Source organism: Enterobacter cloacae complex sp. 372C4, assembly GCF_050030615.1.
GTDB classification, from domain to species: Bacteria; Pseudomonadota; Gammaproteobacteria; order Enterobacterales; family Enterobacteriaceae; genus Enterobacter; species Enterobacter intestinihominis.
On the sequence record NZ_JBLGUQ010000001.1, the window covers coordinates 669,746 to 695,368 of the forward strand.

The 25,623-nt window shown below is 53.5% G+C and carries 19 protein-coding genes, 1 tRNA gene and 3 rRNA genes; 8 read left to right on the top strand and 15 right to left on the bottom strand.

Annotated features, from left to right (window positions below):
- Positions 1-34 precede the first annotated feature (34 nt).
- The 6 genes from lepB to rpoE all read right to left on the bottom strand — a co-directional run bounded on the left by lepB (position 35) and on the right by rpoE (position 5,699).
- Positions 35-1,009: a signal peptidase I gene (gene lepB / locus ACQG11_RS03170; RefSeq protein WP_022649040.1), complete on the bottom strand. Its 975-nt coding sequence runs from the start codon at positions 1,007-1,009 to the stop codon at positions 35-37.
- Between the two features lie 15 nt (positions 1,010-1,024).
- Positions 1,025-2,830 (bottom strand): translation elongation factor 4, encoded by a 1,806-nt coding sequence (gene lepA / locus ACQG11_RS03175; RefSeq protein WP_022649041.1) that lies wholly within the window; start codon positions 2,828-2,830, stop codon positions 1,025-1,027.
- Positions 2,831-3,015: 185 nt separating this feature from the next.
- Positions 3,016-3,492: a SoxR-reducing system protein RseC gene (gene rseC / locus ACQG11_RS03180; protein ID WP_022649042.1), complete on the bottom strand. Its 477-nt coding sequence runs from the start codon at positions 3,490-3,492 to the stop codon at positions 3,016-3,018.
- Entirely contained in the window at positions 3,489-4,442 is a 954-nt protein-coding gene (rseB, locus tag ACQG11_RS03185) for a sigma-E factor regulatory protein RseB (RefSeq protein ID WP_022649043.1), read from the bottom strand. The genes rseC and rseB overlap by 4 nt, the downstream gene beginning before the upstream one ends.
- Complete coding sequence (gene rseA, locus ACQG11_RS03190; RefSeq protein WP_022649044.1) at positions 4,442-5,092, bottom strand: anti-sigma-E factor RseA; 651 nt, start codon at positions 5,090-5,092, stop codon at positions 4,442-4,444. Before rseA ends, rseB begins: the two co-directional genes overlap by 1 nt.
- A gap of 31 nt (positions 5,093-5,123) precedes the next feature.
- Positions 5,124-5,699, bottom strand: a complete 576-nt coding sequence (rpoE, locus tag ACQG11_RS03195; RefSeq protein ID WP_006176728.1) for an RNA polymerase sigma factor RpoE — start codon at positions 5,697-5,699, stop codon at positions 5,124-5,126.
- Positions 5,700-6,124: 425 nt separating this feature from the next.
- Here rpoE and nadB point away from each other — a divergent pair, with 425 nt between their 5' ends.
- Positions 6,125-7,744, top strand: coding sequence for an L-aspartate oxidase (nadB, locus tag ACQG11_RS03200; protein WP_022649045.1), 1,620 nt, complete (start codon positions 6,125-6,127; stop codon positions 7,742-7,744).
- Here the strand turns inward: nadB and trmN are convergent.
- Positions 7,729-8,466: a tRNA(1)(Val) (adenine(37)-N(6))-methyltransferase TrmN gene (gene trmN / locus ACQG11_RS03205; RefSeq protein WP_426728172.1), complete on the bottom strand. Its 738-nt coding sequence runs from the start codon at positions 8,464-8,466 to the stop codon at positions 7,729-7,731. The genes nadB and trmN overlap by 16 nt on opposite strands.
- Positions 8,467-8,598: 132 nt before the next feature.
- Between trmN and srmB the strand changes: the two genes are divergently transcribed.
- A complete protein-coding gene (srmB, locus tag ACQG11_RS03210; protein WP_022649047.1) occupies positions 8,599-9,927 on the top strand; it encodes an ATP-dependent RNA helicase SrmB in 1,329 nt (442 codons plus the stop codon).
- A gap of 52 nt (positions 9,928-9,979) precedes the next feature.
- Here srmB and grcA read toward each other — a convergent pair whose 3' ends face one another.
- Entirely contained in the window at positions 9,980-10,363 is a 384-nt protein-coding gene (gene grcA, locus ACQG11_RS03215; RefSeq protein WP_022649048.1) for an autonomous glycyl radical cofactor GrcA, read from the bottom strand.
- 314 nt (positions 10,364-10,677) lie between these two features.
- On the opposite strand from grcA, the gene ung reads away from it, so the two are divergent.
- Positions 10,678-11,367, top strand: coding sequence for a uracil-DNA glycosylase (gene ung, locus ACQG11_RS03220; protein WP_003860729.1), 690 nt, complete (start codon positions 10,678-10,680; stop codon positions 11,365-11,367).
- A gap of 39 nt (positions 11,368-11,406) precedes the next feature.
- Here ung and ACQG11_RS03225 read toward each other — a convergent pair whose 3' ends face one another.
- Entirely contained in the window at positions 11,407-12,492 is a 1,086-nt protein-coding gene (locus tag ACQG11_RS03225; protein WP_023300740.1) for a tRNA/rRNA methyltransferase, read from the bottom strand.
- Between the two features lie 204 nt (positions 12,493-12,696).
- On the opposite strand from ACQG11_RS03225, the gene trxC reads away from it, so the two are divergent.
- The 5 genes from trxC to ACQG11_RS03250 all read left to right on the top strand — a co-directional run bounded on the left by trxC (position 12,697) and on the right by ACQG11_RS03250 (position 18,418).
- Positions 12,697-13,116, top strand: a complete 420-nt coding sequence (trxC, locus tag ACQG11_RS03230) for a thioredoxin TrxC (protein WP_003860733.1) — start codon at positions 12,697-12,699, stop codon at positions 13,114-13,116.
- 70 nt (positions 13,117-13,186) lie between these two features.
- Complete coding sequence (tapT, locus tag ACQG11_RS03235) at positions 13,187-13,885, top strand: tRNA-uridine aminocarboxypropyltransferase (RefSeq protein WP_022649050.1); 699 nt, start codon at positions 13,187-13,189, stop codon at positions 13,883-13,885.
- Between the two features lie 35 nt (positions 13,886-13,920).
- Entirely contained in the window at positions 13,921-16,584 is a 2,664-nt protein-coding gene (locus ACQG11_RS03240) for a bifunctional acetate--CoA ligase family protein/GNAT family N-acetyltransferase (protein WP_426728173.1), read from the top strand.
- Between the two features lie 109 nt (positions 16,585-16,693).
- Positions 16,694-18,049: a CDP-diacylglycerol--serine O-phosphatidyltransferase gene (pssA, locus tag ACQG11_RS03245; protein ID WP_023306731.1), complete on the top strand. Its 1,356-nt coding sequence runs from the start codon at positions 16,694-16,696 to the stop codon at positions 18,047-18,049.
- Positions 18,050-18,094: 45 nt separating this feature from the next.
- Complete coding sequence (locus ACQG11_RS03250; RefSeq protein WP_022649053.1) at positions 18,095-18,418, top strand: YfiM family lipoprotein; 324 nt, start codon at positions 18,095-18,097, stop codon at positions 18,416-18,418.
- Here ACQG11_RS03250 and ACQG11_RS03255 read toward each other — a convergent pair.
- The 6 genes from ACQG11_RS03255 to ACQG11_RS03280 all read right to left on the bottom strand — a co-directional run bounded on the left by ACQG11_RS03255 (position 18,415) and on the right by ACQG11_RS03280 (position 25,439).
- Entirely contained in the window at positions 18,415-19,722 is a 1,308-nt protein-coding gene (locus tag ACQG11_RS03255) for an MFS family transporter (RefSeq protein WP_023300743.1), read from the bottom strand. The genes ACQG11_RS03250 and ACQG11_RS03255 overlap by 4 nt on opposite strands.
- Before the next feature lie 151 nt (positions 19,723-19,873).
- Positions 19,874-20,326 carry a DUF4385 domain-containing protein gene (locus tag ACQG11_RS03260; protein ID WP_032622345.1) on the bottom strand — a complete coding sequence of 151 codons (453 nt, stop codon included), beginning with the start codon at positions 20,324-20,326 and terminating at the stop codon, positions 19,874-19,876.
- Positions 20,327-20,454: 128 nt separating this feature from the next.
- Positions 20,455-20,570, bottom strand: a 5S ribosomal RNA gene (gene rrf / locus ACQG11_RS03265).
- A gap of 69 nt (positions 20,571-20,639) precedes the next feature.
- Positions 20,640-23,545: ribosomal RNA gene (locus ACQG11_RS03270) — 23S ribosomal RNA — on the bottom strand.
- A 192-nt stretch (positions 23,546-23,737) separates the two neighbouring features.
- A tRNA-Glu gene (locus tag ACQG11_RS03275) sits at positions 23,738-23,813 on the bottom strand.
- Between the two features lie 84 nt (positions 23,814-23,897).
- Positions 23,898-25,439 (bottom strand): 16S ribosomal RNA (locus ACQG11_RS03280).
- The 16S, 23S and 5S rRNA genes sit together here with 1 tRNA gene alongside, the layout of an rRNA operon.
- Positions 25,440-25,623 lie beyond the last annotated feature (184 nt).

Genomic DNA, 25,623 nt, shown 5'->3' on the forward strand with positions numbered 1-25,623 from the left:
AATAAAAGCCGCTACGTGTTATTTTTGACAAAAATTAATGAATTCCGCCAATACGATTCAGGCGAACGCCGGTCGGCCACTCGCCTTCCTGCTTCTCGAAACTCATCCAGATAGCGGTTGCTTTACCGACCAGATTCGCTTCAGGCACAAAGCCCCAGTAACGGCTGTCCGCGGAGTTATCGCGGTTATCACCCATCATGAAGTAATGTCCCGGCGGCACAATCCAGGTCGCCAGCTGCTGGCCCGGCTGCTGGTAGTACATTGCCAGCTGGTCCTGTGCGATTGGCACAGTCAGAATGCGGTGAGTGACATCGCCCAGCGTCTCTTTGCGTTCAACCAGACGAATACCGTTCTCTTTGGTTTCACCTTTTGGCACCTGGAAGAATCCGCTGGTCGCTTCACCGCCATTACGGCGGGCGAAGGTCTGCACAAAATCACCTGGCTCAACGTTGGAGTAAGTGACTGGCAGCGCATTTTCACATGCAGTTCCAGAGCTACAGCCTGGCTGAATCCTCACTTCCTTCGCTATCGGATCGTAGGTTACTTTATCGCCCGGCAGACCTACCGCGCGTTTAATATAATCCAGCCGTGGATCTTCCGGATATTTAAACACCACGATGTCGCCACGTTTCGGATGACCCGTTTCGATCAGCGTTTTCTGGTAGATCGGATCTTTGATGCCATAGGCAAACTTCTCAACCAGAATGAAATCACCGATCAGCAGCGTTGGCATCATCGATCCTGACGGGATCTGGAACGGTTCATAGATAAATGAACGCACCACCAGCACAATCGCCAGCACCGGGAAGACCGATGCCCCTGTTTCCAGCCAGCCCGGTTTTGGGCCGACTTTTTTCAGGGTTTTCGCGTCCAGCGTATCGCCCGTGGCTGCCTGCGCGGCAGCCTGACGTTCACGGCGTTTTGGGGCGAAGATAAACTTATCCAGGCACCATAACAGACCTGTTACCAGGGTAGCGATGACCAGGATCAGGGCAAACATGTTCGCCATGCCAACTCCTTAAGGTTATTTACCGTTTCCGTCTTTACCAACATGAAGGATGGCAAGGAATGCTTCCTGCGGCAGCTCAACGTTACCGACCTGCTTCATACGCTTCTTACCTTCTTTCTGCTTCTGCAACAGCTTTTTCTTACGGCTGACGTCGCCGCCGTAGCACTTAGCCAGAACGTTTTTACGCAGCTGCTTCACGGTTGAACGGGCAATGATGTGGTTACCAATGGCCGCCTGAATCGCAATGTCAAACTGCTGACGCGGGATCAGCTCTTTCATCTTCTCAACCAGCTCACGACCACGGTACGGTGCGTTATCGTTGTGGGTGATCAGCGCCAGGGCATCAACTCGCTCGCCGTTGATCAGCACGTCCACGCGAACCATGTTCGAGGCCTGGAAGCGTTTGAAGTTGTAGTCCAGTGACGCATAGCCACGGGAGGTAGACTTCAGACGGTCGAAGAAGTCGAGCACCACTTCCGCCATCGGAATTTCATAGGTCAGCGCCACCTGGTTACCGTGGTACACCATGTTGGTCTGCACGCCACGCTTCTCAATACACAGGGTGATCACGTTGCCGAGGAACTCCTGCGGCAGCAGCATGTGACACTCTGCGATAGGCTCGCGCAGTTCCTGAATATTATTCAGCGGCGGGAGCTTGGAAGGGCTGTCGACGTAGATGACCTCTTTCGACGTGGTTTCTACTTCGTAGACAACCGTCGGGGCGGTGGTGATCAGATCCAGATCGTATTCACGCTCCAGACGTTCCTGAATGATCTCCATGTGCAGCAGACCGAGGAAGCCACAGCGGAAGCCGAAGCCCAGCGCCGTTGAGCTTTCTGGCTCATAGAACAGGGAAGCATCGTTGAGGCTCAGCTTTCCGAGCGCATCGCGGAAGTTTTCGTAATCGTCGGAGCTGACCGGGAACAGACCCGCATAAACCTGCGGTTTCACCTTTTTGAAGCCTGGCAGCGCTTTATCTGCCGGGTTACGTGCGCCGGTCAGGGTATCGCCCACTGGCGCACCGAGGATGTCTTTAATTGCACAGACCAGCCAACCCACTTCGCCGCATTTCAGTTCGGTACGGTCAACCTGTTTTGGCGTGAAGATGCCGAGGCGGTCAGCGTTGTAGACCTGCCCGGTGCTCATGACCTTGATTTTGTCGCCTTTACGCATGGTGCCGTTTTTAATACGCACCAGCGAGACAACGCCCAGGTAGTTATCAAACCAGGAGTCGATGATCAGCGCCTGGAGCGGCGCATCCGGGTCACCTTCCGGCGGCGGAATGTCACGCACCAGACGTTCCAGTACATCCGGAACACCTACGCCGGTTTTTGCCGAGCAGCGCACTGCATCGGTCGCATCGATACCGACGATGTCTTCAATTTCTTCCGCTACGCGCTCAGGATCGGCGGCTGGCAGGTCGATTTTATTCAGAACCGGCACCACTTCGAGATCCATTTCCATGGCGGTATAGCAGTTTGCCAGCGTCTGGGCCTCTACGCCCTGCCCGGCATCCACCACCAGCAGCGCGCCTTCGCAGGCCGCCAGCGAGCGTGACACTTCATAAGAGAAGTCAACGTGCCCTGGGGTGTCGATAAAGTTCAGCTGGTAGGTTTCACCATCGGAAGCCTTATAGTCGAGCGTCACGCTCTGGGCTTTAATGGTAATACCGCGTTCGCGTTCCAGGTCCATGGAGTCCAGAACCTGGGCTGCCATTTCACGATCAGACAGGCCACCGCAAATCTGGATAATACGGTCAGACAGCGTCGACTTACCGTGGTCAATGTGAGCAATGATCGAAAAGTTACGTATGTTCTTCATATAGTTAAATAATTATGCCTTACGAATTCCTGGAGGCCGCTGTTCTTAGCCTGACGTTTTTCAGTGCGAAAACGCAGCATTCTACACTACAACCTCGTCTGCTGGAAATGCACTTAGAGTCAGGTATAGCGCGAAGAGACGGCGTTTACTTTATTGCGATGTAAATAATAATAAAGCCCGGCAGATCACCGGGCCTCAGAAGAGAGCGTCTCAACACGAAGTTGGTCGGGTGCCAGTGCAACGCTGAGAATGACGGGCTGCCAGGCTTCCCGGGCGGTAAGCCTTGGGGAAACGCCTTTAGCAAGCCAGAACCCGCCCACACCGCCCAAGGCGGCACCGCACATGGCGGCCAAATCTGTGCCGAACAGCATCTGGAAAACCCCGCCCATCACAAACAGTCCGGCGAGCGGAGAGAGGTAAACCAGTATGGCGGAAGTGAGCAGGCTGCCTTCAGCGATGCCGAGCTCCACTTTTTGCCCTGCCACCAGCGGCTGATCGCTCGACACAGCAATAGTGTGCGACGTTTGCGGCCCCAGCTTATTCAATACGCGGCTGCCGCAACCGGCTCGCGAAGCGCAGCTGCTGCATGATGCTTTAACGTCACAGCTGACAAGCGCTACGCCATCCTGCCAGGATACGACCGTCGCCCACTCTTTAATCATTGCGCAGCCCTGAATTTAATGCTGTCTGAAATACGTTTTGCTGTTGGCGGCGGTAATTCACCAACAATGGTAATTTCCGCATTATCGCGTACCGTCGTGCTAACCGTCCGGCGACCGGTACGGAGCATCTGTTCGGAACTGTTCGCCGTAGCGCGATTGATATTCACCGAGAAGCTAAATAGCCCATCGGAATAGAGGCGCGACTCAACCGGTGTTTCGATAGTCGGCAGCTGGCGACGGCTGCTGGATACTTCGCTGAATCCTTGCGGGATCCAGGAAGGTACCCAGTTGAAATTGACAGAATCGCCGGCAGGTACGGAAAGCAAAGGCGGCAGGCTGGCTTTGGCCAGATTCTGCATACTGTTGCCAACCTGACCGTTCACGTCGAAGGAGATCACGCGGAACTGCTCCAGCGTTTCACCGTCGCGATCGAGAAGATCAACGCGCATCGGCAGCTTCGTCTCTGCGTCAATCCAGACGATATAGCTGTAACGTGTCCCATCCCGCGCGACTACGCGGATCACTTCGCACAACCTGTCGGCAATACGCGTTCGCCCCACTGAGATAAAATCATAGTAGGGGGCGAGACGTTTAAAATCGGTGTAAATGAGCGATGGCAGGGAATCAACGATGTAGTCACCATTGAGCGTAAACGGCTCAAGGCCTGGCTCGAAATAGCTGATTTCGTTCCCACGCTGGACCACTTCCCGACGCGGGCCATCCATCTGTAAAAGCTGGGCGAGCGGCTGATTATCAAGACGGGCGTGACGATAGCGTAACGATTCGACACCCTGCTTATTGATGCTAATAAATGCCAACTCGTAATTGAGTGACTGGCTGGCCAGATTCATTTGCTGCAACAACGCCCCGGATGAAACATCAGCCGAGGCGTTAGCAGAGAAGAACAGGCTACCCGCCATCAAAGACATGGCGAACCAAAGTTGCTTCATTACTGCGATTGCGTTCCTAAAGTTTGGTTTCCTGGCACCTGCACAGCAGCCTGCTGGGTTTGGGCCTGCTCAAACTGAAGCTGCTCGGAGTGCAGACGACGCTGCAACTCGTAATCCTGCAACATCGCATTAATGCGACGACGCTGCTCCTGTACCTGCTGTTGCTGTCCGCCGCTTGCGGAGGCATCTGCCGGTACGCCCAGGCTAACCGGACTGGCTTTACCCATCATCGGCAGCGTATTGAACACTGGCGCTTCAGGCTGCTGACTGGCTTCAGACTGGGTATTATAGTGCTGGACCCCAACGATAACTGCAAGCGATACACACGCAGCGACTCCCATCTGGGTGAGCTGGCTGGCCCATGGACGCACCTTGTGCCAGAACGGCATTTTCTGCCATTGGTGAGGTGCAGGCTGCGCTTCAGGAATAAGCGGCGTGGTCTGATGAACAGGTTCGTTCTCAATGGCCGCCATAACGCGTGCTGAGATATCGAAATGGAGAACATCGCTGGTATCACCCCGCAGAGTGTCGCGGATAAGATGATAGTTCTCCCAGGTCTGTTGCATTTCGGGAGAATGAGACAACTCATCGAGCAGCTCACTATCCAGCATTTCACCATCCATTAAAGCGGAAAGTTTTTCTTTCTGCATGCCTAATACCTTTTCCAGTATCCCGCTATCGTCAACGCCTGATAAGCGGTTGAACTTTATTATCAATGGCTTCTCGCGCACGGAAAATTCGTGAACGAACCGTGCCGACCGGACAATCCATGATGGCGGCTATCTCTTCATAGCTTAGGCCATCCAGCTCCCGTAACGTAATTGCCATGCGTAAATCTTCCGGGAGCGACTCGATCGTGCGAAAAACGATTTGTCTCAGTTCTTCTGACAACATTAAGTTCTCAGGGTTCGAAATTTCTTTCAGCGCGCCGCCACTTTCGAAGTTTTCTGCATCGATAGCGTCAACATCACTTGAAGGCGGACGACGCCCCTGAGCAACCAAATAATTCTTAGCCGTATTGACTGCAATACGATACAGCCAGGTATAAAAAGCACTATCCCCCCGGAATGAATCCAGCGCGCGATAGGCCTTAATAAAAGACTCTTGTACCACATCAGGAACATCGCCTGACGGCACATAGCGGGAAACCAGACTCGCTACCTTATGCTGGTAGCGCACCACCAGTAGGTTAAAAGCTTTCTGATCTCCCTTCTGGACCCGTTCAACCAGGACCTGGTCCGTTAACTGCTCGCTCATCCGAGGTAATGTCTCCCCAAACCAAATTCCACGCGTTATCGAAACGCCACTCTAACAACATTGCACTTTGAGCAAGCACCGAATTAGAGCGTCTGTTCTTCAATAAGTTCCGTAACGCCTTTGTTTTTGTTCATCGCGCCGCAGACCGTTCATTTTCTCTCATTATAAGTCTGTTCACGATACGCACCCGCTTTCTGACAAGAATCATTAACTTTATCGTCAGAAGAGTAACGCAACACAGGCTTTATTTCACCACAAAATCTGAAGCTAACGATCTGCTTCGCAAAATAATTCCAGTCATTTAGCGATGATTTAACTTCCGGCCATCCGTTTAGTCATTGCAACACGCTTCAAAAAAAACGTGCGATAACTCGCATCACAATGCTATTCTGCCCAGACCATGTTTAGTAAATTAAACAAACATCATGAATACAACGCCTGAACTCCATTGTGATGTACTGATTATCGGCAGCGGTGCTGCTGGCCTCTCCCTCGCGCTGCGCCTGGCGGAACATCAGAACGTAATCGTGCTGAGTAAAGGGCCGATGAGCGAAGGTTCCACCTTCTATGCACAAGGCGGTATTGCCGCCGTGTTTGATGAAACGGACAGCATTGCCTCACACGTAGAAGACACTCTGATTGCCGGTGCCGGGATCGTGGATGAGCATGCCGCAGAGTTTGTCGCCAGCAATGCCCGCCACTGCGTGCAATGGCTTATCGACCAGGGCGTGCTGTTTGATACGCAGGTTCAGCCTAATGGTGAAGAGAGCTATCATCTGACCCGTGAAGGCGGGCACAGCCATCGCCGTATTCTGCACGCTGCTGATGCAACAGGAAAAGCGGTTGAAACCACGCTGGTCAGCAAAGCCCTCAGCCATCCTAATATTCGGGTGCTGGAGCGCAGTAACGCCGTCGACCTGATTATTTCCGATAAAATTGGCCTGCCCGGCACGCGCCGTGTTGTCGGCGCATGGGTGTGGAATCGGAATAAAGAGAAGGTGGAAACCTGCCAGGCTAAAGCCGTTGTGCTGGCGACCGGCGGCGCCTCCAAGGTTTACCAGTACACGACTAACCCGGATATCGCCTCCGGAGACGGTATCGCCATGGCCTGGCGCGCAGGCTGCCGCGTAGCGAATATGGAGTTTAATCAGTTCCATCCTACCGCCCTGTTCCACCCGCAGGCACGTAACTTCCTGTTAACTGAAGCGTTGCGCGGCGAAGGCGCGTATCTCAAGCGACCGGACGGTTCCAGGTTTATGCCGGACTTCGACCCCCGAGGTGAACTTGCCCCGCGGGATATCGTGGCCCGCGCCATTGACCACGAGATGAAGCGGCTTGGCGTGGACTGTATGTATCTGGACATTAGCCATAAACCGGCAGACTTTATTCGCCAGCACTTCCCGATGATTTATGAAAAGCTGCTGAGTCTGGGTATCGATTTAACCCGCGATCCGGTGCCGATTGTGCCTGCCGCCCACTATACCTGTGGCGGGGTGATGGTTGACGATCATGGTCGTACCGACGTGGATGGTTTGTATGCGATCGGCGAGGTCAGTTACACCGGCCTGCATGGTGCGAATCGCATGGCATCAAACTCATTGCTGGAGTGTCTTGTGTATGGGTGGTCGGCTGCGGAAGATATAACCAAACGCATGCCCTATGCACGTCCAACAACGCACCTGCCAGCATGGGATGAAAGTCGGGTAGAGAACCCGGACGAACTGGTGGTTATCCAGCATAACTGGCACGAGCTGCGGCTTCTCATGTGGGATTATGTCGGGATTGTACGCACAACGAAGCGTCTGGAACGCGCGTTACGCCGCATCATGATGTTGCAGCAGGAAATTGATGAATATTACGCCAACTTCCGCGTTTCCAATAATCTGCTGGAGCTGCGCAACCTTGTGCAGGTTGCCGAGCTGATTGTACGCTGTGCGATGATGCGCAAAGAGAGTCGTGGCCTGCATTATACGCTGGACTATCCCGACCCGCTGGAAACGTCCGGCCCGTCGGTGTTGACGCCGCAGGTTCACATAAACAGATAAAAGGCCTGGGTCAGGGCAGTGTAATCTTCGGAATAACGCTGGTCTGGCCCGCGAATAACCATCCTGTCGGTAAAGCACTCCCCCTCTTTCGGCGAGAGCGCCAGCAACACACGGTGCGGTAAGCGACCTTCCGTATCCGAAATATCGGTACGAAGATGCAAACTCCAGCCGATATCCCGAGCGATCTCAATGAAGGTGTTACCCGTGCTTTCGGGCAAGACCACGCAGAAAAATCCCTCTTCCGAGATGAGTTCCGCCGCGCTGGTCAGTAGCGCCTTGTGATCGAGCGAGCCGGTGTAACGTGCCTGCTCGCGTTCCGGCGTTCCACACTCCACACCTGGCGTGAAATACGGCGGATTGCTGACGATCAAATCGTAACGCGCAGTCTGCTCCGGTGCCCAGGTCAGGACATCGGCGCATTCCACCCTGATCCGTTCTGCCCACGGAGAATCGGCAGCGTTTTCGCTTGCCTGCTGGGCCGCCTGAGGATCAAGCTCAACGGCGTCGATAGTGACGTGTTCTTCTGTACGCTGCGCCAGCATCAGCGCCTGAAGTCCGCTGCCCGTACCAATATCCAGAATGCGTTTTACACCTGCGACAGGGGCCCATGCACCCAGTAAAATACCGTCTGTACCGACTTTCATTGCGCAACGATCGTGCGCCACAAAAAATTGTTTAAACGTAAAACCATCGCGGCGCAACTGCGCTTTGAGTTGAGACATGTCAGGGCAACCTTCTGTGTGAAACTGGAGTAGCATAGGGGAAAGCGAAGTGGTCGAAAAGCGATATCCATACAAACAGATGAAGATTACAGCCGTAACGTCTATAATCAGCGCCCCACACAGAGGTAGAACATGACTGTAACGACTTTTTCCGAACTTGAACTCGATGAAAGCCTGCTCAATGCTCTTGAGAGTAAAGGCTTTACACGCCCGACCGCCATTCAGGCCGCGGCCATTCCGCCTGCGCTTGAGGGCCGCGATGTGCTCGGTTCTGCGCCAACCGGCACGGGGAAGACAGCAGCCTACTTGCTGCCTGTGTTGCAGCATTTGCTCGATTTTCCGCGTAAAAAATCAGGGCCGCCGCGCATTTTGATCCTGACCCCGACCCGTGAACTGGCGATGCAGGTTGCCGAACACGCGCGTGAGCTGGCGGCGAACACCCATCTGGATATCGCGACCATCACTGGCGGCGTAGCGTATATGAACCACGCCGAAGTGTTCAGCGAAAACCAGGATATCGTTGTCGCGACGACAGGCCGTCTGCTGCAATACATAAAAGAAGAGAACTTCGACTGCCGGGCGGTGGAAACGCTGATTCTCGATGAAGCTGACCGCATGCTGGACATGGGCTTTGCCCAGGATATCGAACACATCGCGGGTGAAACGCGCTGGCGTAACCAGACAATGCTGTTCTCGGCAACCCTTGAAGGGGATGCCATTAAAGATTTCGCCGAACGTCTGCTGGAAGATCCGGTGGAAGTGTCCGCTACGCCATCGACGCGTGAGCGTAAGAAGATCCACCAGTGGTACTACCGCGCAGATAACCTTGAGCATAAGGTTGAGTTGCTGAAACATCTGCTGAAGCAGGAAGAAGCAACCCGTACCATCGTCTTCGTACGTAAACGCGAGCGCGTGCATGAGCTGGCAGAAATGCTGCGCAACGCTGGCATCAACAACTGCTATCTCGAAGGTGAAATGGCACAGGTTAAGCGTACCGAAGGGATTAAGCGCCTGACCGATGGTCGCGTGAATGTGCTGGTTGCAACCGACGTTGCCGCGCGCGGGATCGACATCCCGGACGTGAGCCATGTGATCAACTTTGATATGCCGCGCAGCGGTGATACTTACCTGCACCGTATTGGTCGTACCGGCCGTGCGGGCCGCAAAGGGATTGCTATTTCTCTGGTAGAAGCGCACGACCATCTGCTGCTCCAAAAAATTGGCCGCTACGTTGATGAGCCGCTAAAAGCTCGTGTGATTGACGAACTTCGTCCGACGACACGTGCACCGAGTGAAAAAATGACGGGTAAACCGTCTAAGAAAGCGCTCGCGAAACGTGCTGAGAGAAAAGAGAAAGAAAAAGAGAAGCCGCGCGTGAAGCAGCGCCACCGCGATACCAAAAATATTGGTAAGCGCCGTAAGCCAAGTTCTGCTGCGCCAGAGACAAAAACTGAAGAGTAAAAAAAAGCCGGGACATTCCCGGCTTTTTTATTCCACCCCCGAAGCTGAAACCTTACAGGCTTTCAGTAAAGGTACGGGCGATAACGTCGCGCTGCTGTTCCGGAGTCAGAGAGTTGAAACGCACCGCATAGCCAGACACACGGATGGTCAGCTGCGGGTATTTTTCTGGGTTCTCAACAGCATCCATCAGCGTTTCACGACGCAGGACGTTAACGTTCAGGTGCTGACCACCTTCCACGCGCACTTCTGGTTGCACTTGCATTGGAATTTCACGGTATTCAATTTCGCCCAGTTTGCTCACCGGAACGATTTCGTCTTCCGCAAAACCTGCTTTCGCTACTACACAGCGCGCTTCGTTTTTCTCGCTGTCCAGCAGCCAGAAAGAGTTCAGCAGATCGTCATTTGCAGCTTTAGTAATCTGGATACCTGTAATCATGTGTTGCCTCCCTTAGGCTACATTAACTGATGCTGGCCTTTTGCGGCCAATTGGTAAAACCATTGTTTGTTGTGTGTATATATAACATTCAGACCCGGGTGATTTATTGATTTAAATCAACAAAATCACTAACCACATAAAGAGTGTGGTCTGAATTTTTTGTTTTAGATCAATTTTAATGATTTACCAATTCAACTTACCCTGCCTGGTTTTCAACATAAATTGAGACACTTAGCCGCTTTTCCGCGGGTAATTTTGCTCACCAGGCATTAGCAGGTAAGCTAGGCAGAGAATGAAATTCGCAGGAGAGCGAGATGACAACACCTTTAACCTGGCATGACGTGCTGGCAGAAGAGAAGCAGCAGCCCTATTTTATTAATACCCTCAGTACCGTTGCGGCTGAACGGCAGGCCGGCCAGACAATTTATCCACCGCAGAAAGATGTATTTAACGCCTTTCGCTACACCGAACTGAGCGACGTGAAGGTGGTTATACTGGGGCAGGATCCGTACCATGGTCCCGGGCAGGCTCACGGACTGGCATTTTCCGTGCGTCCGGGCGTGGCCATTCCCCCTTCTCTGCTGAATATGTATAAAGAGCTGGAAGGAACGATTCCGGGTTTCACCCGCCCTAATCACGGTTATCTGGAAAGCTGGGCGCGCCAGGGCGTTCTGTTGCTGAATACCGTATTAACCGTCCGGGCGGGTCAGGCACACTCCCACGCCAGTCTGGGATGGGAAACCTTTACCGATAAGGTTATCAGCCTGATCAATGAGCATCGTGAAGGCGTCGTGTTTTTACTCTGGGGTTCACATGCCCAAAAGAAAGGGGCGATTATCGATCGTCAGCGTCATCACGTACTGAAGGCACCGCACCCGTCGCCGCTGTCTGCGCATCGCGGTTTCTTTGGCAGTAACCATTTTGTTCTGACGAATGAGTGGCTGGAAAAGCGTGGCGAAAAGCCGATTGACTGGATGCCTGTGTTACCGGCAGAGAGTGAGTAGGGTTTGAATGTGCCGGGTCAGGCCCGGCACATAAAAGGCTTATGCTTTGTTCTGACGCCACCATTCGGCCAGCAGCACGCCGGTCGCAACGGATACGTTCAGGCTTTCAACGTTGCCAGTGCCGTCGATAGAAACGCTCATGTCAGCGCTGGAGAGTGCCGCATCAGACAGACCATCGCGCTCCTGACCTAACACCAGTACCATTTTGCGCGGCAACGTCGCTTTAAACAGCGGCGTAGCGGCACGGCTTGAGGTGGTGACAATGGTGTAGCCCGCGTTACGGAATTGCTCAAGAGCCTCCAGCACGCTGTCGCCGGTGATCGGCTGAACATGCTCAGCACCGCCTTCCGCGGTACGGATTGCCGCACCGGATTCCAGCAGCGCGGCATCCTGCAACAGAACGCCTTTCACGCCAAAGTGCGCGCAGCTACGCATCATAGCGCCCAGGTTATGCGGGTTACCCACATCTTCCAGCGCCAGCACACAGTCATCGGCATCCGCCTGGCTGACCCACTGCTGCACGGTGGTGCCGTTACGTTTTTTGATCAGGAAGCAGACGCCGCCGTGGTGTTCAGTCCCGGACGCTTTTGTCAGCTCGGCATCGTCAACCACGTGGTAGGCTTTACGGTTCGCCGCCATCCAGCGCAGCGCTTCTTTAAAGCGCGGGGTCACGCTCTGGATAAACCATGCGCGAACGATACACTCCGGGCGGCTCTGGAACAGGGCCTGACAGGCGTTCTCGCCATATACACGGGTTTCTTCCGCACGCTGACGACGCAGCACTTCCGGATCGATAAAGCTTTTTCCGCTGATACCGCCGTGATCGGCTTTTTCGGTCGCCTCTTCACCGGGCGCGCGAGAAACGGTACGCCATGGCGATCCACCGTCGCGGACAAAATCATCGCGTTTGCGATCGTCACGCTTACGGTCATCACGTTTGCGGTCATCGCCGCGGTTATTTCTGTCATCGCGGGCGGGGCGACGGCCACCGTCTGCACGAGAAGACGCCGGACGCCCGCCACCTTTTCCGGTACGCGGATTTTGGGTGCGTTTATCAGAGTCATCATCACTGCGGACATACATCACTTTGACCTTGCCGCTTTTGTTTTTCATTTCGTCGTTCATGCTTTTCTCCACCAGCGCTGCGCGAAGCGCGCAGATTACCCGATGTGCAAGCTCATAGCCATAATTTCGTACAAAAGCCTGTGACTATTGTTCCCATTGAATAAAACGCGTTGTCGATTTATACAGGCTCACTGATAATATGTAACATATCAGAAACATTATCGGCGTTCTGCCGTTGTTCCACGGCTCTATCAGAGGTTAGTTATGAATACCGTATGTGCCAACTGTCAGGCTTTAAACCGCATTCCGGACGATCGGATGGATGACGGTGCGAAATGCGGGCGTTGTGGCCACGAATTATTTGATGGCGATGTCATTAACGCGACGGGTGCTACGCTGGACAAACTCCTCAAGGACGATCTGCCGGTTGTGGTCGATTTCTGGGCACCGTGGTGCGGCCCCTGCCGTAACTTTGCGCCCATCTTCGAAGACGTGGCTGAAGAGCGCAGCGGGAAAATGCGTTTTGTTAAAGTGAATACCGAAGCGGAACGTGAACTCAGCGCCCGTTTTCGCATTCGCAGCATTCCAACCATTATGATTTTCAAAAATGGGGAAGTGATCGACATGCTCAATGGTGCAGTACCGAAGGCGCCTTTCGACAGCTGGTTAAACGAATCCCTGTAACATTCACGGGGCACATCTTGTGCCCCGTTCTCTCCTCTGCGAAAATGGGGTTTTTCCTGCCTTTTCGCCCATGACTGATAACGCTGTACTTCAATTACGCGCCGAGCGCCTTGCGCGCGCAACCCGCCCTTTTCTGGCCCGAGGCAATCGTATTCGCCGCTGCCAGCGCTGCCTTTTACCGCTGAAAGTGTGTCTGTGCGAAACGCTTGCACCGAGCGAGGCTAAAAGCCGTTTTTGTCTGGTCATGTTCGATACCGAACCGATGAAGCCCAGCAACACGGGGCGTTTGATCGCCGATATTCTGCCCAATACCGCAGCGTTTCAGTGGTCGCGCACTGAGCCACCTCAGGCTCTGCTTGACCTGGTGGCAAACCCGGACTATCAGCCCATGGTCGTTTTCCCGGCATCATATGCAGGCGAACAACGCCAGGTGCTTACGGCGCCACCATCCGGTAAGCCGCCGCTGTTTATTATGCTCGACGGCACCTGGACCGAAGCAAGAAAGATGTTTCGCAAAAGCCCTTATCTTGATGCGCTGCCGGTGATTTCCGTCGATCTGTCGCGCGTTTCGGCCTATCGCTTACGAGAAGCGCATGCCGAGGGTCAATATTGCACCGCTGAAGTCGCCATTGCGCTACTGGATCTGGCGGGCGATACCCAGGCGGCCAGCGCATTAAGCTCCCACTTCTCCTGCTTCCGCGAACGTTATCTGGCAGGAAAAACCGTTCATAAGGGTAGCGTCACAGCAACAGAGACAGAAAGCGTTTAAAATCATCAGGTCGCTTGCATTCACAGGAGGCCTGCATGAGCCAGAGAGGGTTAGAAGCGCTACTCCGTCCGAAATCCATTGCCGTTATTGGCGCCTCGATAAAACCGGACCGCGCAGGGTATCTGATGATGCGTAACCTGCTGGCTGGCGGGTTTAACGGCCCGGTCATGCCCGTTACGCCCGCTTATAAAGCGGTACAGGGGGTGCTGGCATGGCCGGACGTGCAAAGTTTACCGTTTGTTCCCGACCTCGCCGTGCTCTGTACGCATGCGAAACGAAACCTCGAATTGCTTGAGTCGCTCGGTCAGAAAGGCTGTAAAACCTGCATTATTCTTTCCTCGCCTCCTGAACAGCAGCCCGAACTGCTGGCCTGCGCCAGCCGCTACCAGATGCGCATTCTTGGTCCAAATAGCCTCGGTCTGCTTGCGCCCTGGCAAGGGCTGAATGCCAGTTTTTCCCCGGTTCCGATCCGTAAAGGCAAACTGGCCTTTATTTCACAGTCGGCAGCGGTATCCAATACCATCCTCGACTGGGCGCAGCAGCGTGAGATGGGCTTTTCCTATTTCATCGCCCTCGGCGACAGCCTGGACATTGACGTCGATGAGCTGCTGGATTTCCTGGCGCGTGACAGCAAAACCAGCGCTATCCTGCTCTACCTTGAACACCTGAGCGACGCCCGTCGTTTTGTGTCGGCGTCGCGTAGCGCATCGCGTAATAAACCGATTCTGGTCATCAAAAGCGGGCGCAGCCCCGCGGCTCAGCGCCTGCTGCATTCCCATTCCGGGATGGATCCCGCATGGGATGCAGCGATCCAGCGCGCCGGTTTACTGCGGGTACAGGATACGCACGAGCTTTTTTCCGCCGTCGAAACGTTGAGCCACATGCGTCCCCTGCGCGGTGAAAAGCTGATGATTGTCAGCAACGGAGCCGCTCCCGCCGCCCTGGCGCTGGACGAGCTCTGGCTACGCAACGGCAAGCTAGCCACGCTGGGTGAAGAGACGCTCCAGCGCCTGCGGGACGCGTTACCGGGAAGCGTTGTTCCCGATAATCCCCTCGATTTGCGCGATGATGCCAGCAGCGATCGTTACATTAAGGCGATCACGATTTTGCTGGATAGCCAGGACTTTGATGCGCTGATGATTATCCATTCGCCCAGCGCGGTTGCGCCAGGCAGCGAAAGTGCACGAACGCTGATTGAGGCTGTCCGAAAGCATCCGCGCGGCAAATACGTCACCCTGCTGACCAACTGGTGCGGCGAGTTCTCCTCGCAGGAAGCGCGACGTCTGTTTAGTGAAGCCGGGTTGCCAACCTACCGTACGCCAGAGGGCACCATAACCGCGTTTATGCATATGGTTGAGTACCGCCGCAACCAGAAGCAGCTGCGTGAAACGCCTGCCCTACCGGGCAACCTCACAGCAAATTCGGTGGACGTACACAGTTTATTGCAACAGGCCATCGAAGAGGGCGCCACTTCGCTTGATACGCATGAAGTGCAACCCATTCTTGGCAGCTATGGGATGCAAACACTGCCGACCTGGATTGCCGGTGACAGCGCTGAGGCGGTACATATCGCTGAGCAGATTGGCTATCCGGTCGCGCTGAAGCTGCGCTCCCCCGATATTCCGCACAAATCGGATGTTCAGGGCGTCATGCTGTATCTGCGCACCGCGACAGAAGTACAACAGGCCGCGGATGCCATTATCGATCGCGTTAAAATGACGTGGCCACAGGCCCGGATCCACGGCCTGCTGGTGCAGAGCATGGCTAACCGAGCAGGTGCGCAGGAGCTGCGCGTGGTCGTCGAACACGATCCGGTTTTTGGTCCACTCATTATGCTGGGTGAAGGCGGCGTTGAATGGCGGCCAGAAGAACAAGCGGCTGTCGCGCTTCCACCTCTAAACATGAACCTGGCGCGTTATTTGGTTATTCAGGCCATCAAAAGTAAAAAAATCCGCGGCAGAAGCGCTCTGAGGCCGCTTGATATCGCCGGGTTAAGCCAGTTTCTGGTGAAGGTCTCCAACCTCATTGTTGACTGTGCGGAGATCCAGCGCCTGGACATCCACCCGCTCCTCGCTTCCGGAAATGACTTCACTGCCCTCGACGTGACGCTGGAAATTGCGCCATTTGTCGGTGAACGGGAAAGCCGTCTCGCCATTCGTCCTTATCCTCTCCATCTGGAAGAGTGGGTGGAGATGAAAAATGGAGAGCGGGCACTGTTTCGCCCTATCCTGCCGGAAGACGAGCCGCTGCTGCGAGCGTTCATCTCGCAGGTGACGAAAGAAGATTTGTACTATCGCTATTTCAGCGAAATTAATGAATTTACCCACGACGATTTAGCCAATATGACCCAGATCGACTACGATCGAGAAATGGCGATTGTGGCGGTCCGCCGTTCCGCAGAGGGAGAGGAGATCCTCGGCGTGACGCGTGCCATTTCCGACCCGGATAACGTGGATGCGGAGTTTGCCGTACTGGTGCGTTCCGATCTTAAAGGTTTGGGTTTGGGCAGACGGCTGCTCGAAAAACTCATTGGTTATACGCGCGATCACGGATTGTCACGGCTCAATGGCATTACTATGCCAAATAATCGGGGTATGGTGACCCTGGCGCGGAAGCTCGGTTTTGACGTTGATATCCAGCTGGATGAAGGCATTGTCTCTTTGTCCCTCAGCCTGACTTCGACGGATAAACAAGAGTAAGCTGCTGGAAATGTTACCCACTTTTCCCGGCACTGGGGTATCATTGTCCGCTTATGTTGTTTGCCTGGTACAGACAACCCTTCAATGAACAGAGAAGAAACGCACTGTGATGTTGTCAAAATTTAAGCGTAATAAACATCAACAACACCTTGCTCAACTACCGAAGATTTCTCAGTCAGTTGATGATGTAGAGTTCTTTTATGCTCCCGCTCATTTCCGGGAGACGCTTCTTGAAAAGATTGCCAGCGCTACGCGACGTATTTGCATTGTGGCGCTCTATCTTGAACAAGATGAAGGTGGGCGTGCGATCCTGAACGCGCTCTATGAAGCGAAACGTCAGCGTCCGGAACTGGATGTTCGCGTGCTGGTTGACTGGCACCGTGCTCAGCGTGGCCGTATTGGTGCGGCTGCCTCGAATACCAATGCTGACTGGTATTGCCGCATGGCCCAGGAAAATCCGGGTATTGATATACCGGTATATGGCGTACCGGTGAATACCCGTGAAGCGCTTGGCGTTCTTCATTTTAAAGGATTTATCATTGATGACAGCGTCCTTTATAGCGGCGCCAGTCTGAATGATGTGTATCTCCATCAGCTCGATAAATACCGTTACGATCGCTACCATCTTATCCGTAATCCGCAGATGACCGACATCATGTTCAACTGGGTTGATAAAAACCTGGTTCATGGCCGGGGTGTGCACCGTCTTGACGATCCTCATCGCCCGAAAAGCCCGGAAATCAAAAACGACGTTCGCTCCTTCCGCCAGGAGCTGCGCGATGCGGTTTATCGTTTCCAGGGTGATGCCAATAATGAAGAACTGTCCGTTACGCCTCTGGTAGGCCTGGGTAAATCCAGCCTCCTGAACAAGACTATCTTCCATTTGATGCCGTGCGCGGAGCATAAGCTCACCATCTGCACCCCTTACTTCAACCTTCCCGCCGTTCTGGTGCGTAATATCATTCAGTTGCTGCGTGATGGTAAAAAAGTGGAAATCATTGTCGGGGATAAAACGGCAAACGACTTTTTCATTCCGGAAGATCAGCCTTTCAAGATCATCGGCGCACTGCCTTATCTCTATGAGATTAACCTGCGCCGCTTTCTGAGCCGTTTACAGTACTATGTGAACACGGACCAGCTCGTCGTGCGCCTCTGGAAAGATGAAGATAACAGTTATCATCTCAAAGGAATGTGGGTTGATGACGAGTGGATGCTGCTGACCGGTAATAACCTGAACCCACGCGCCTGGCGTCTGGATTTGGAAAACGCCATTCTTATTCACGATCCTCAGCATGCGTTAGCCGCAAAACGCGATCGTGAGCTGGAGCTTATACGCACGCATACCACAGTGGTTCGTCATTATCGCGATCTGCAAAGCATCGCTGATTACCCGGTGAAAGTTCGCAAGCTGATTCGCCGTCTACGTCGGATCCGTATCGATCGCCTCATCAGCCGCATTCTGTAATACACGAGCCCTGTCATCGACGGGGCTTTTTTATGGAGCCTGTTAATGCGTACGCCTTGCCTGATAATCCCTCTTTTGCTGACAGGTTGCAGCCATATGGCTAATGATAACTGGTCGGGTCAGGATAAAGCTCAGCACTTTCTGGCGTCTGCAATGATGTCCGCTGCGGGTAATGAGTATGCGCTGCACCAGGGTTATAGCAGGGATCGAAGTGCCACAATAGGCCTGATGTTCTCCATCAGCCTGGGGGCATCAAAAGAACTTTGGGATAGCCGCCCCTCGGGAAGTGGCTGGAGCTGGAAAGATTTTGCGTGGGACGTAGCCGGCGCAACAACCGGCTACGCCGTCTGGCAGATGGCACATTATTAAAGGCGGATACCTTTTCCTTTGCGATGCAGCATCAGCGAGACAATAAACGCCAGCGCTCCCATTACGGTGACATACCAGAAGAAGGTCGTTTCACTGCCCCACGACTTAAGCGATAGCGCGACATACTCCGCCGAACCGCCGAACAGGGCATTCGCGACCGCATAAGAGAGGCCTACGCCCAGCGCCCTCACCTGTGCGGGAAACATTTCCGCTTTCAAAATGCCACTGATTGCCGTGTAAAAACTGATAATAATGAGCGCCACCATGATTAAAGCGAAAGCGGCATACGGAGAGGTTGTATGCTGTAGCGCCGTCAAAAGCGGAACGGTACCCAGGGTGAGCATGCCGCCAAAGATCAGCATGGAGGTACGGCGACCAATTTTGTCCGACAGCGCGCCGACAATCGGCTGGATGAGCATAAAGACCAGTAACGCCACCGTCATGACGACACTCGCAACGTTTGCATGCATGCCCGTAGTGTTGACCAGATATTTTTGCATATAGGTGGTGAAGGTATAGAAGCTTAGCGAGCCTGCGGCGGTAAAGCCTAATACCATCAAAAATGCTTTGCGGTTACGCCACAGCCCTTTCATCGAACCAGCTTCTTTCAGCGCCCTGACCTCCTGTCGGGAGGTTTCATCAAGCTGACGGCGTAGCCACAGCGCCACAACCGCCAGGGCTGCCCCCAGGGCAAACGGAATGCGCCAGCCCCAGGCGCGTAAATCTTCATCGCTAAGGATCTGTTGAAGGATCACCACAACCAGTAACGCCAGTAGCTGTCCGCCAATGAGGGTTACATACTGGAATGATGCATAGAAACCTTTGCGCCCTTCAACAGCCACTTCGCTCATGTATGTCGCACTGGTGCCATATTCGCCACCGACGGATAGCCCCTGGAACAGACGTGCCAGCAACAACAACGCCGGTGCCCATGTTCCGATAGTCTCATAACCGGGCAGGCAGGCAATCACCAGCGAGCCGACGCACATCATGCATACAGAGATGAGCATGGATGTCTTGCGCCCTTTCCTGTCCGCGATCCTGCCGAATAGCCATCCACCGATAGGGCGCATCAGGAACCCGGCGGCAAAAACGCCTGCGGTTTGCAAAAGCTGAGTTGTGGTGTTCCCTGACGGGAAAAAGATATGCGCAAAGTAGAGTGAACAAAATGAATAGACGTAAAAGTCAAACCACTCTACAAGGTTTCCTGATGAGGCCCCAACGATTGCCCAAACCCGACGGCGAGTATCCTTACCTGCCAAATTGGTGTTATCCGTATCTGCACTGGCTACGGTTTCTGTCATTTTAATATCCCCTGTCTCACATTGCGGGCCTTTGCCCACAAACAGTAAAACCGGATTTAAAACGAATCGTTAGGTAAATAAAATGTTTCCAATATGTTTCATTGCGTTTTGTGAACTCGATCAGCTATCTAATTATTAGCGGACGCAGTAATTATCCCCAGGACTGCTGGTGGGCCTTTTTTCGCTGCAAGTAATCTTCGTCTGCACGAATTTTATCCCACCACTTTTTGAAGACTGCGGCTGCTTCTGCTTTCACTGGATCGTGATCGAGGGGTTTGACTTGTCGTTCCGCATCATACTTTTTACCGCCCTTATGATTCGCGTATCGCCGGGCGCGGGTATAGCCCATTTGTATGAATTTACGCGCCATATCCATGCCTACAAAATCGTTTTTACTGCGGTACTCTTCAAAGAGAGCGTATATCTCTTGTGCCGAACGCGCTGCGACTTCGGAATTTTTAAAACGCCAGTGTGGAAGGATTTCGCTTTTATAAGGCTCGACCATCAATACGCCCTGCTCACCCCGGCCAACCTGATACCGTTCGGGATGTTCGCGAAAATTTATATTTGCAAAATCTTGTTGGTAATCAAAAGGACGAGTCAAAGCGGCACCATTGTTAAAATCTTTTAACAATTGTAGGCCGGATAAGGGGAAGCCGCCATCCGGCATGTTTTTCCGTGCACAAAGCAAAAAACCCCGCACCTTCCGGTACGGGGTTCTTTCTGATTGATGCCTGGCAGTTCCCTACTCTCACATGGGGAGACCCCACACTACCATCGGCGCTACGGCGTTTCACTTCTGAGTTCGGCATGGGGTCAGGTGGGACCACCGCGCTAAAGCCGCCAGGCAAATTCTGTTAATCTGTATCAGGCTGAAAATCGTGTCTGTCTCTTCGCCGAAACAGCTTCGGCGTTGTAAGGTTAAGCCTCACGGTTCATTAGTATCGGTTAGCTCAACGCATCGCTGCGCTTACACACCCGACCTATCAACGTCGTAGTCTTCAACGTTCCTTCAGGAGACTTAAAGTCTCAGGGAGAACTCATCTCGGGGCAAGTTTCGTGCTTAGATGCTTTCAGCACTTATCTTTTCCGCATTTAGCTACCGGGCAGTGCCATTGGCATGACAACCCGAACACCAGTGATGCGTCCACTCCGGTCCTCTCGTACTAGGAGCAGCCCCCCTCAATTCTCCAGCGCCCACGGCAGATAGGGACCGAACTGTCTCACGACGTTCTAAACCCAGCTCGCGTACCACTTTAAATGGCGAACAGCCATACCCTTGGGACCTACTTCAGCCCCAGGATGTGATGAGCCGACATCGAGGTGCCAAACACCGCCGTCGATATGAACTCTTGGGCGGTATCAGCCTGTTATCCCCGGAGTACCTTTTATCCGTTGAGCGATGGCCCTTCCATTCAGAACCACCGGATCACTATGACCTGCTTTCGCACCTGCTCGCGCCGTCACGCTCGCAGTCAAGCTGGCTTATGCCATTGCACTAACCTCCTGATGTCCGACCAGGATTAGCCAACCTTCGTGCTCCTCCGTTACTCTTTGGGAGGAGACCGCCCCAGTCAAACTACCCACCAGACACTGTCCGCAACCCGGATTACGGGTCTACGTTAGAACACCAGCCATTAAAGGGTGGTATTTCAAGGTTGGCTCCACGCAGACTGGCGTCCACGCTTCAAAGCCTCCCACCTATCCTACACATCAAGGACCAGTGTTCAGTGTCAAGCTATAGTAAAGGTTCACGGGGTCTTTCCGTCTTGCCGCGGGTACACTGCATCTTCACAGCGAGTTCAATTTCACTGAGTCTCGGGTGGAGACAGCCTGGCCATCATTACGCCATTCGTGCAGGTCGGAACTTACCCGACAAGGAATTTCGCTACCTTAGGACCGTTATAGTTACGGCCGCCGTTTACCGGGGCTTCGATCAAGAGCTTCGCGTTGCCGCTAACCCCATCAATTAACCTTCCGGCACCGGGCAGGCGTCACACCGTATACGTCCACTTTCGTGTTTGCACAGTGCTGTGTTTTTAATAAACAGTTGCAGCCAGCTGGTATCTTCGACTGATTTCAGCTCCGTCCGCAGGGACTTCACCTACACATCAGCGTGCCTTCTCCCGAAGTTACGGCACCATTTTGCCTAGTTCCTTCACCCGAGTTCTCTCAAGCGCCTTGGTATTCTCTACCTGACCACCTGTGTCGGTTTGGGGTACGATTTCGTGTTACCTGATGCTTAGAGGCTTTTCCTGGAAGCAGGGCATTTATCACTTCAGCACCGTAGTGCCTCGTCATCACACCTCAGCGTTAACAAGGTACCGGATTTACCTGGAACCTCCGCCTACATGCTTAAACCGGGACAACCGTCGCCCGGCTGACATAGCCTTCTCCGTCCCCCCTTCGCAGTAACACCAAGTACAGGAATATTAACCTGTTTCCCATCGACTACGCCTTTCGGCCTCGCCTTAGGGGTCGACTCACCCTGCCCCGATTAACGTTGGACAGGAACCCTTGGTCTTCCGGCGAGCGGGCTTTTCACCCGCTTTATCGTTACTTATGTCAGCATTCGCACTTCTGATACCTCCAGCACCCCTCACAGGACACCTTCAACGGCTTACAGAACGCTCCCCTACCCAACAACGCATAAGCGTCGCTGCCGCAGCTTCGGTGCATGGTTTAGCCCCGTTACATCTTCCGCGCAGGCCGACTCGACCAGTGAGCTATTACGCTTTCTTTAAATGATGGCTGCTTCTAAGCCAACATCCTGGCTGTCTGTGCCTTCCCACATCGTTTCCCACTTAACCATGACTTTGGGACCTTAGCTGGCGGTCTGGGTTGTTTCCCTCTTCACGACGGACGTTAGCACCCGCCGTGTGTCTCCCGTGATAACATTCTTCGGTATTCGTAGTTTGCATCGGGTTGGTAAGCCGGGATGGCCCCCTAGCCGAAACAGTGCTCTACCCCCGAAGATGAGTTCACGAGGCGCTACCTAAATAGCTTTCGGGGAGAACCAGCTATCTCCCGGTTTGATTGGCCTTTCACCCCCAGCCACAGGTCATCCGCTAATTTTTCAACATTAGTCGGTTCGGTCCTCCAGTTAGTGTTACCCAACCTTCAACCTGCCCATGGCTAGATCACCGGGTTTCGGGTCTATACCCTGCAACTTAACGCCCAGTTAAGACTCGGTTTCCCTTCGGCTCCCCTATACGGTTAACCTTGCTACAGAATATAAGTCGCTGACCCATTATACAAAAGGTACGCAGTCACCCCATAAAGAGGCTCCCACTGCTTGTACGTACACGGTTTCAGGTTCTTTTTCACTCCCCTCGCCGGGGTTCTTTTCGCCTTTCCCTCACGGTACTGGTTCACTATCGGTCAGTCAGGAGTATTTAGCCTTGGAGGATGGTCCCCCCATATTCAGACAGGATACCACGTGTCCCGCCCTACTCTTCGAGTTCACAGCATGTGTGCTTTCGTGTACGGGACTATCACCCTGTACCGTCGGACTTTCCAGACCGTTCCACTAACACACAAGCTGATTCAGACTCCGGGCTGCTCCCCGTTCGCTCGCCGCTACTGGGGGAATCTCGGTTGATTTCTTTTCCTCGGGGTACTTAGATGTTTCAGTTCCCCCGGTTCGCCTCGTTAACCTATGTATTCAGTTAACGATAGTGCAACGGATTGCACTGGGTTTCCCCATTCGGACATCGCCGGGTCAAAGGTTCATATCACCTCGCCGGCGCTTTTCGCAGATTAGCACGTCCTTCATCGCCTCTGACTGCCAGGGCATCCACCGTGTACGCTTAGTCGCTTAACCTCACAACCCGAAGATGTTTCTTTCGATTCACCATCGACTTGCGAAAATTTGAGAGACTCGAACACACATGAGCTGTGTGTCGTTTCAATTTTCAGCTTGATCCAGATTTTTAAAGAGCAAATATCTCAAACATGACTCGCAAGTCAGTTTTGAGATATGACGGCAGGTGACTTTCACTCACGAACCAGCAAGTGGCGTCCCCTAGGGGATTCGAACCCCTGTTACCGCCGTGAAAGGGCGGTGTCCTGGGCCTCTAGACGAAGGGGACGTACAGTCTCAATCGCAAGACGCCTTGCTATTTACTTTTCATCAGACAATCTGTGTGAGCACTGCAAAGGCAGGTTCTTTAAGGTAAGGAGGTGATCCAACCGCAGGTTCCCCTACGGTTACCTTGTTACGACTTCACCCCAGTCATGAATCACAAAGTGGTAAGCGCCCTCCCGAAGGTTAAGCTACCTACTTCTTTTGCAACCCACTCCCATGGTGTGACGGGCGGTGTGTACAAGGCCCGGGAACGTATTCACCGTGGCATTCTGATCCACGATTACTAGCGATTCCGACTTCATGGAGTCGAGTTGCAGACTCCAATCCGGACTACGACGCACTTTATGAGGTCCGCTTGCTCTCGCGAGGTCGCTTCTCTTTGTATGCGCCATTGTAGCACGTGTGTAGCCCTACTCGTAAGGGCCATGATGACTTGACGTCATCCCCACCTTCCTCCAGTTTATCACTGGCAGTCTCCTTTGAGTTCCCGGCCTAACCGCTGGCAACAAAGGATAAGGGTTGCGCTCGTTGCGGGACTTAACCCAACATTTCACAACACGAGCTGACGACAGCCATGCAGCACCTGTCTCAGAGTTCCCGAAGGCACCAAAGCATCTCTGCTAAGTTCTCTGGATGTCAAGAGTAGGTAAGGTTCTTCGCGTTGCATCGAATTAAACCACATGCTCCACCGCTTGTGCGGGCCCCCGTCAATTCATTTGAGTTTTAACCTTGCGGCCGTACTCCCCAGGCGGTCGACTTAACGCGTTAGCTCCGGAAGCCACGCCTCAAGGGCACAACCTCCAAGTCGACATCGTTTACGGCGTGGACTACCAGGGTATCTAATCCTGTTTGCTCCCCACGCTTTCGCACCTGAGCGTCAGTCTTTGTCCAGGGGGCCGCCTTCGCCACCGGTATTCCTCCAGATCTCTACGCATTTCACCGCTACACCTGGAATTCTACCCCCCTCTACAAGACTCTAGCCTGCCAGTTTCGAATGCAGTTCCCAGGTTGAGCCCGGGGATTTCACATCCGACTTGACAGACCGCCTGCGTGCGCTTTACGCCCAGTAATTCCGATTAACGCTTGCACCCTCCGTATTACCGCGGCTGCTGGCACGGAGTTAGCCGGTGCTTCTTCTGCGGGTAACGTCAATCGACAGGGTTATTAACCCTGTCGCCTTCCTCCCCGCTGAAAGTACTTTACAACCCGAAGGCCTTCTTCATACACGCGGCATGGCTGCATCAGGCTTGCGCCCATTGTGCAATATTCCCCACTGCTGCCTCCCGTAGGAGTCTGGACCGTGTCTCAGTTCCAGTGTGGCTGGTCATCCTCTCAGACCAGCTAGGGATCGTCGCCTAGGTGAGCCGTTACCCCACCTACTAGCTAATCCCATCTGGGCACATCCGATGGCAAGAGGCCCGAAGGTCCCCCTCTTTGGTCTTGCGACGTTATGCGGTATTAGCTACCGTTTCCAGTAGTTATCCCCCTCCATCAGGCAGTTTCCCAGACATTACTCACCCGTCCGCCACTCGTCAGCGAAGCAGCAAGCTGCTTCCTGTTACCGTTCGACTTGCATGTGTTAGGCCTGCCGCCAGCGTTCAATCTGAGCCATGATCAAACTCTTCAATTTAAAAGTTTGATGCTCAATGAATTAAACTTCGTAATGAATTACGTGTTCACTCGTTGAGACTTGGTATTCATTTAGTGTCCGAGGACATTAAGAATCCATGTCACTTTGAGTGCCCACACAGATTGTCTGATAAATTGTTAAAGAGCAGTGCCGCTACGTTTTCGCTGCGGCGCGGGGTGTGCAT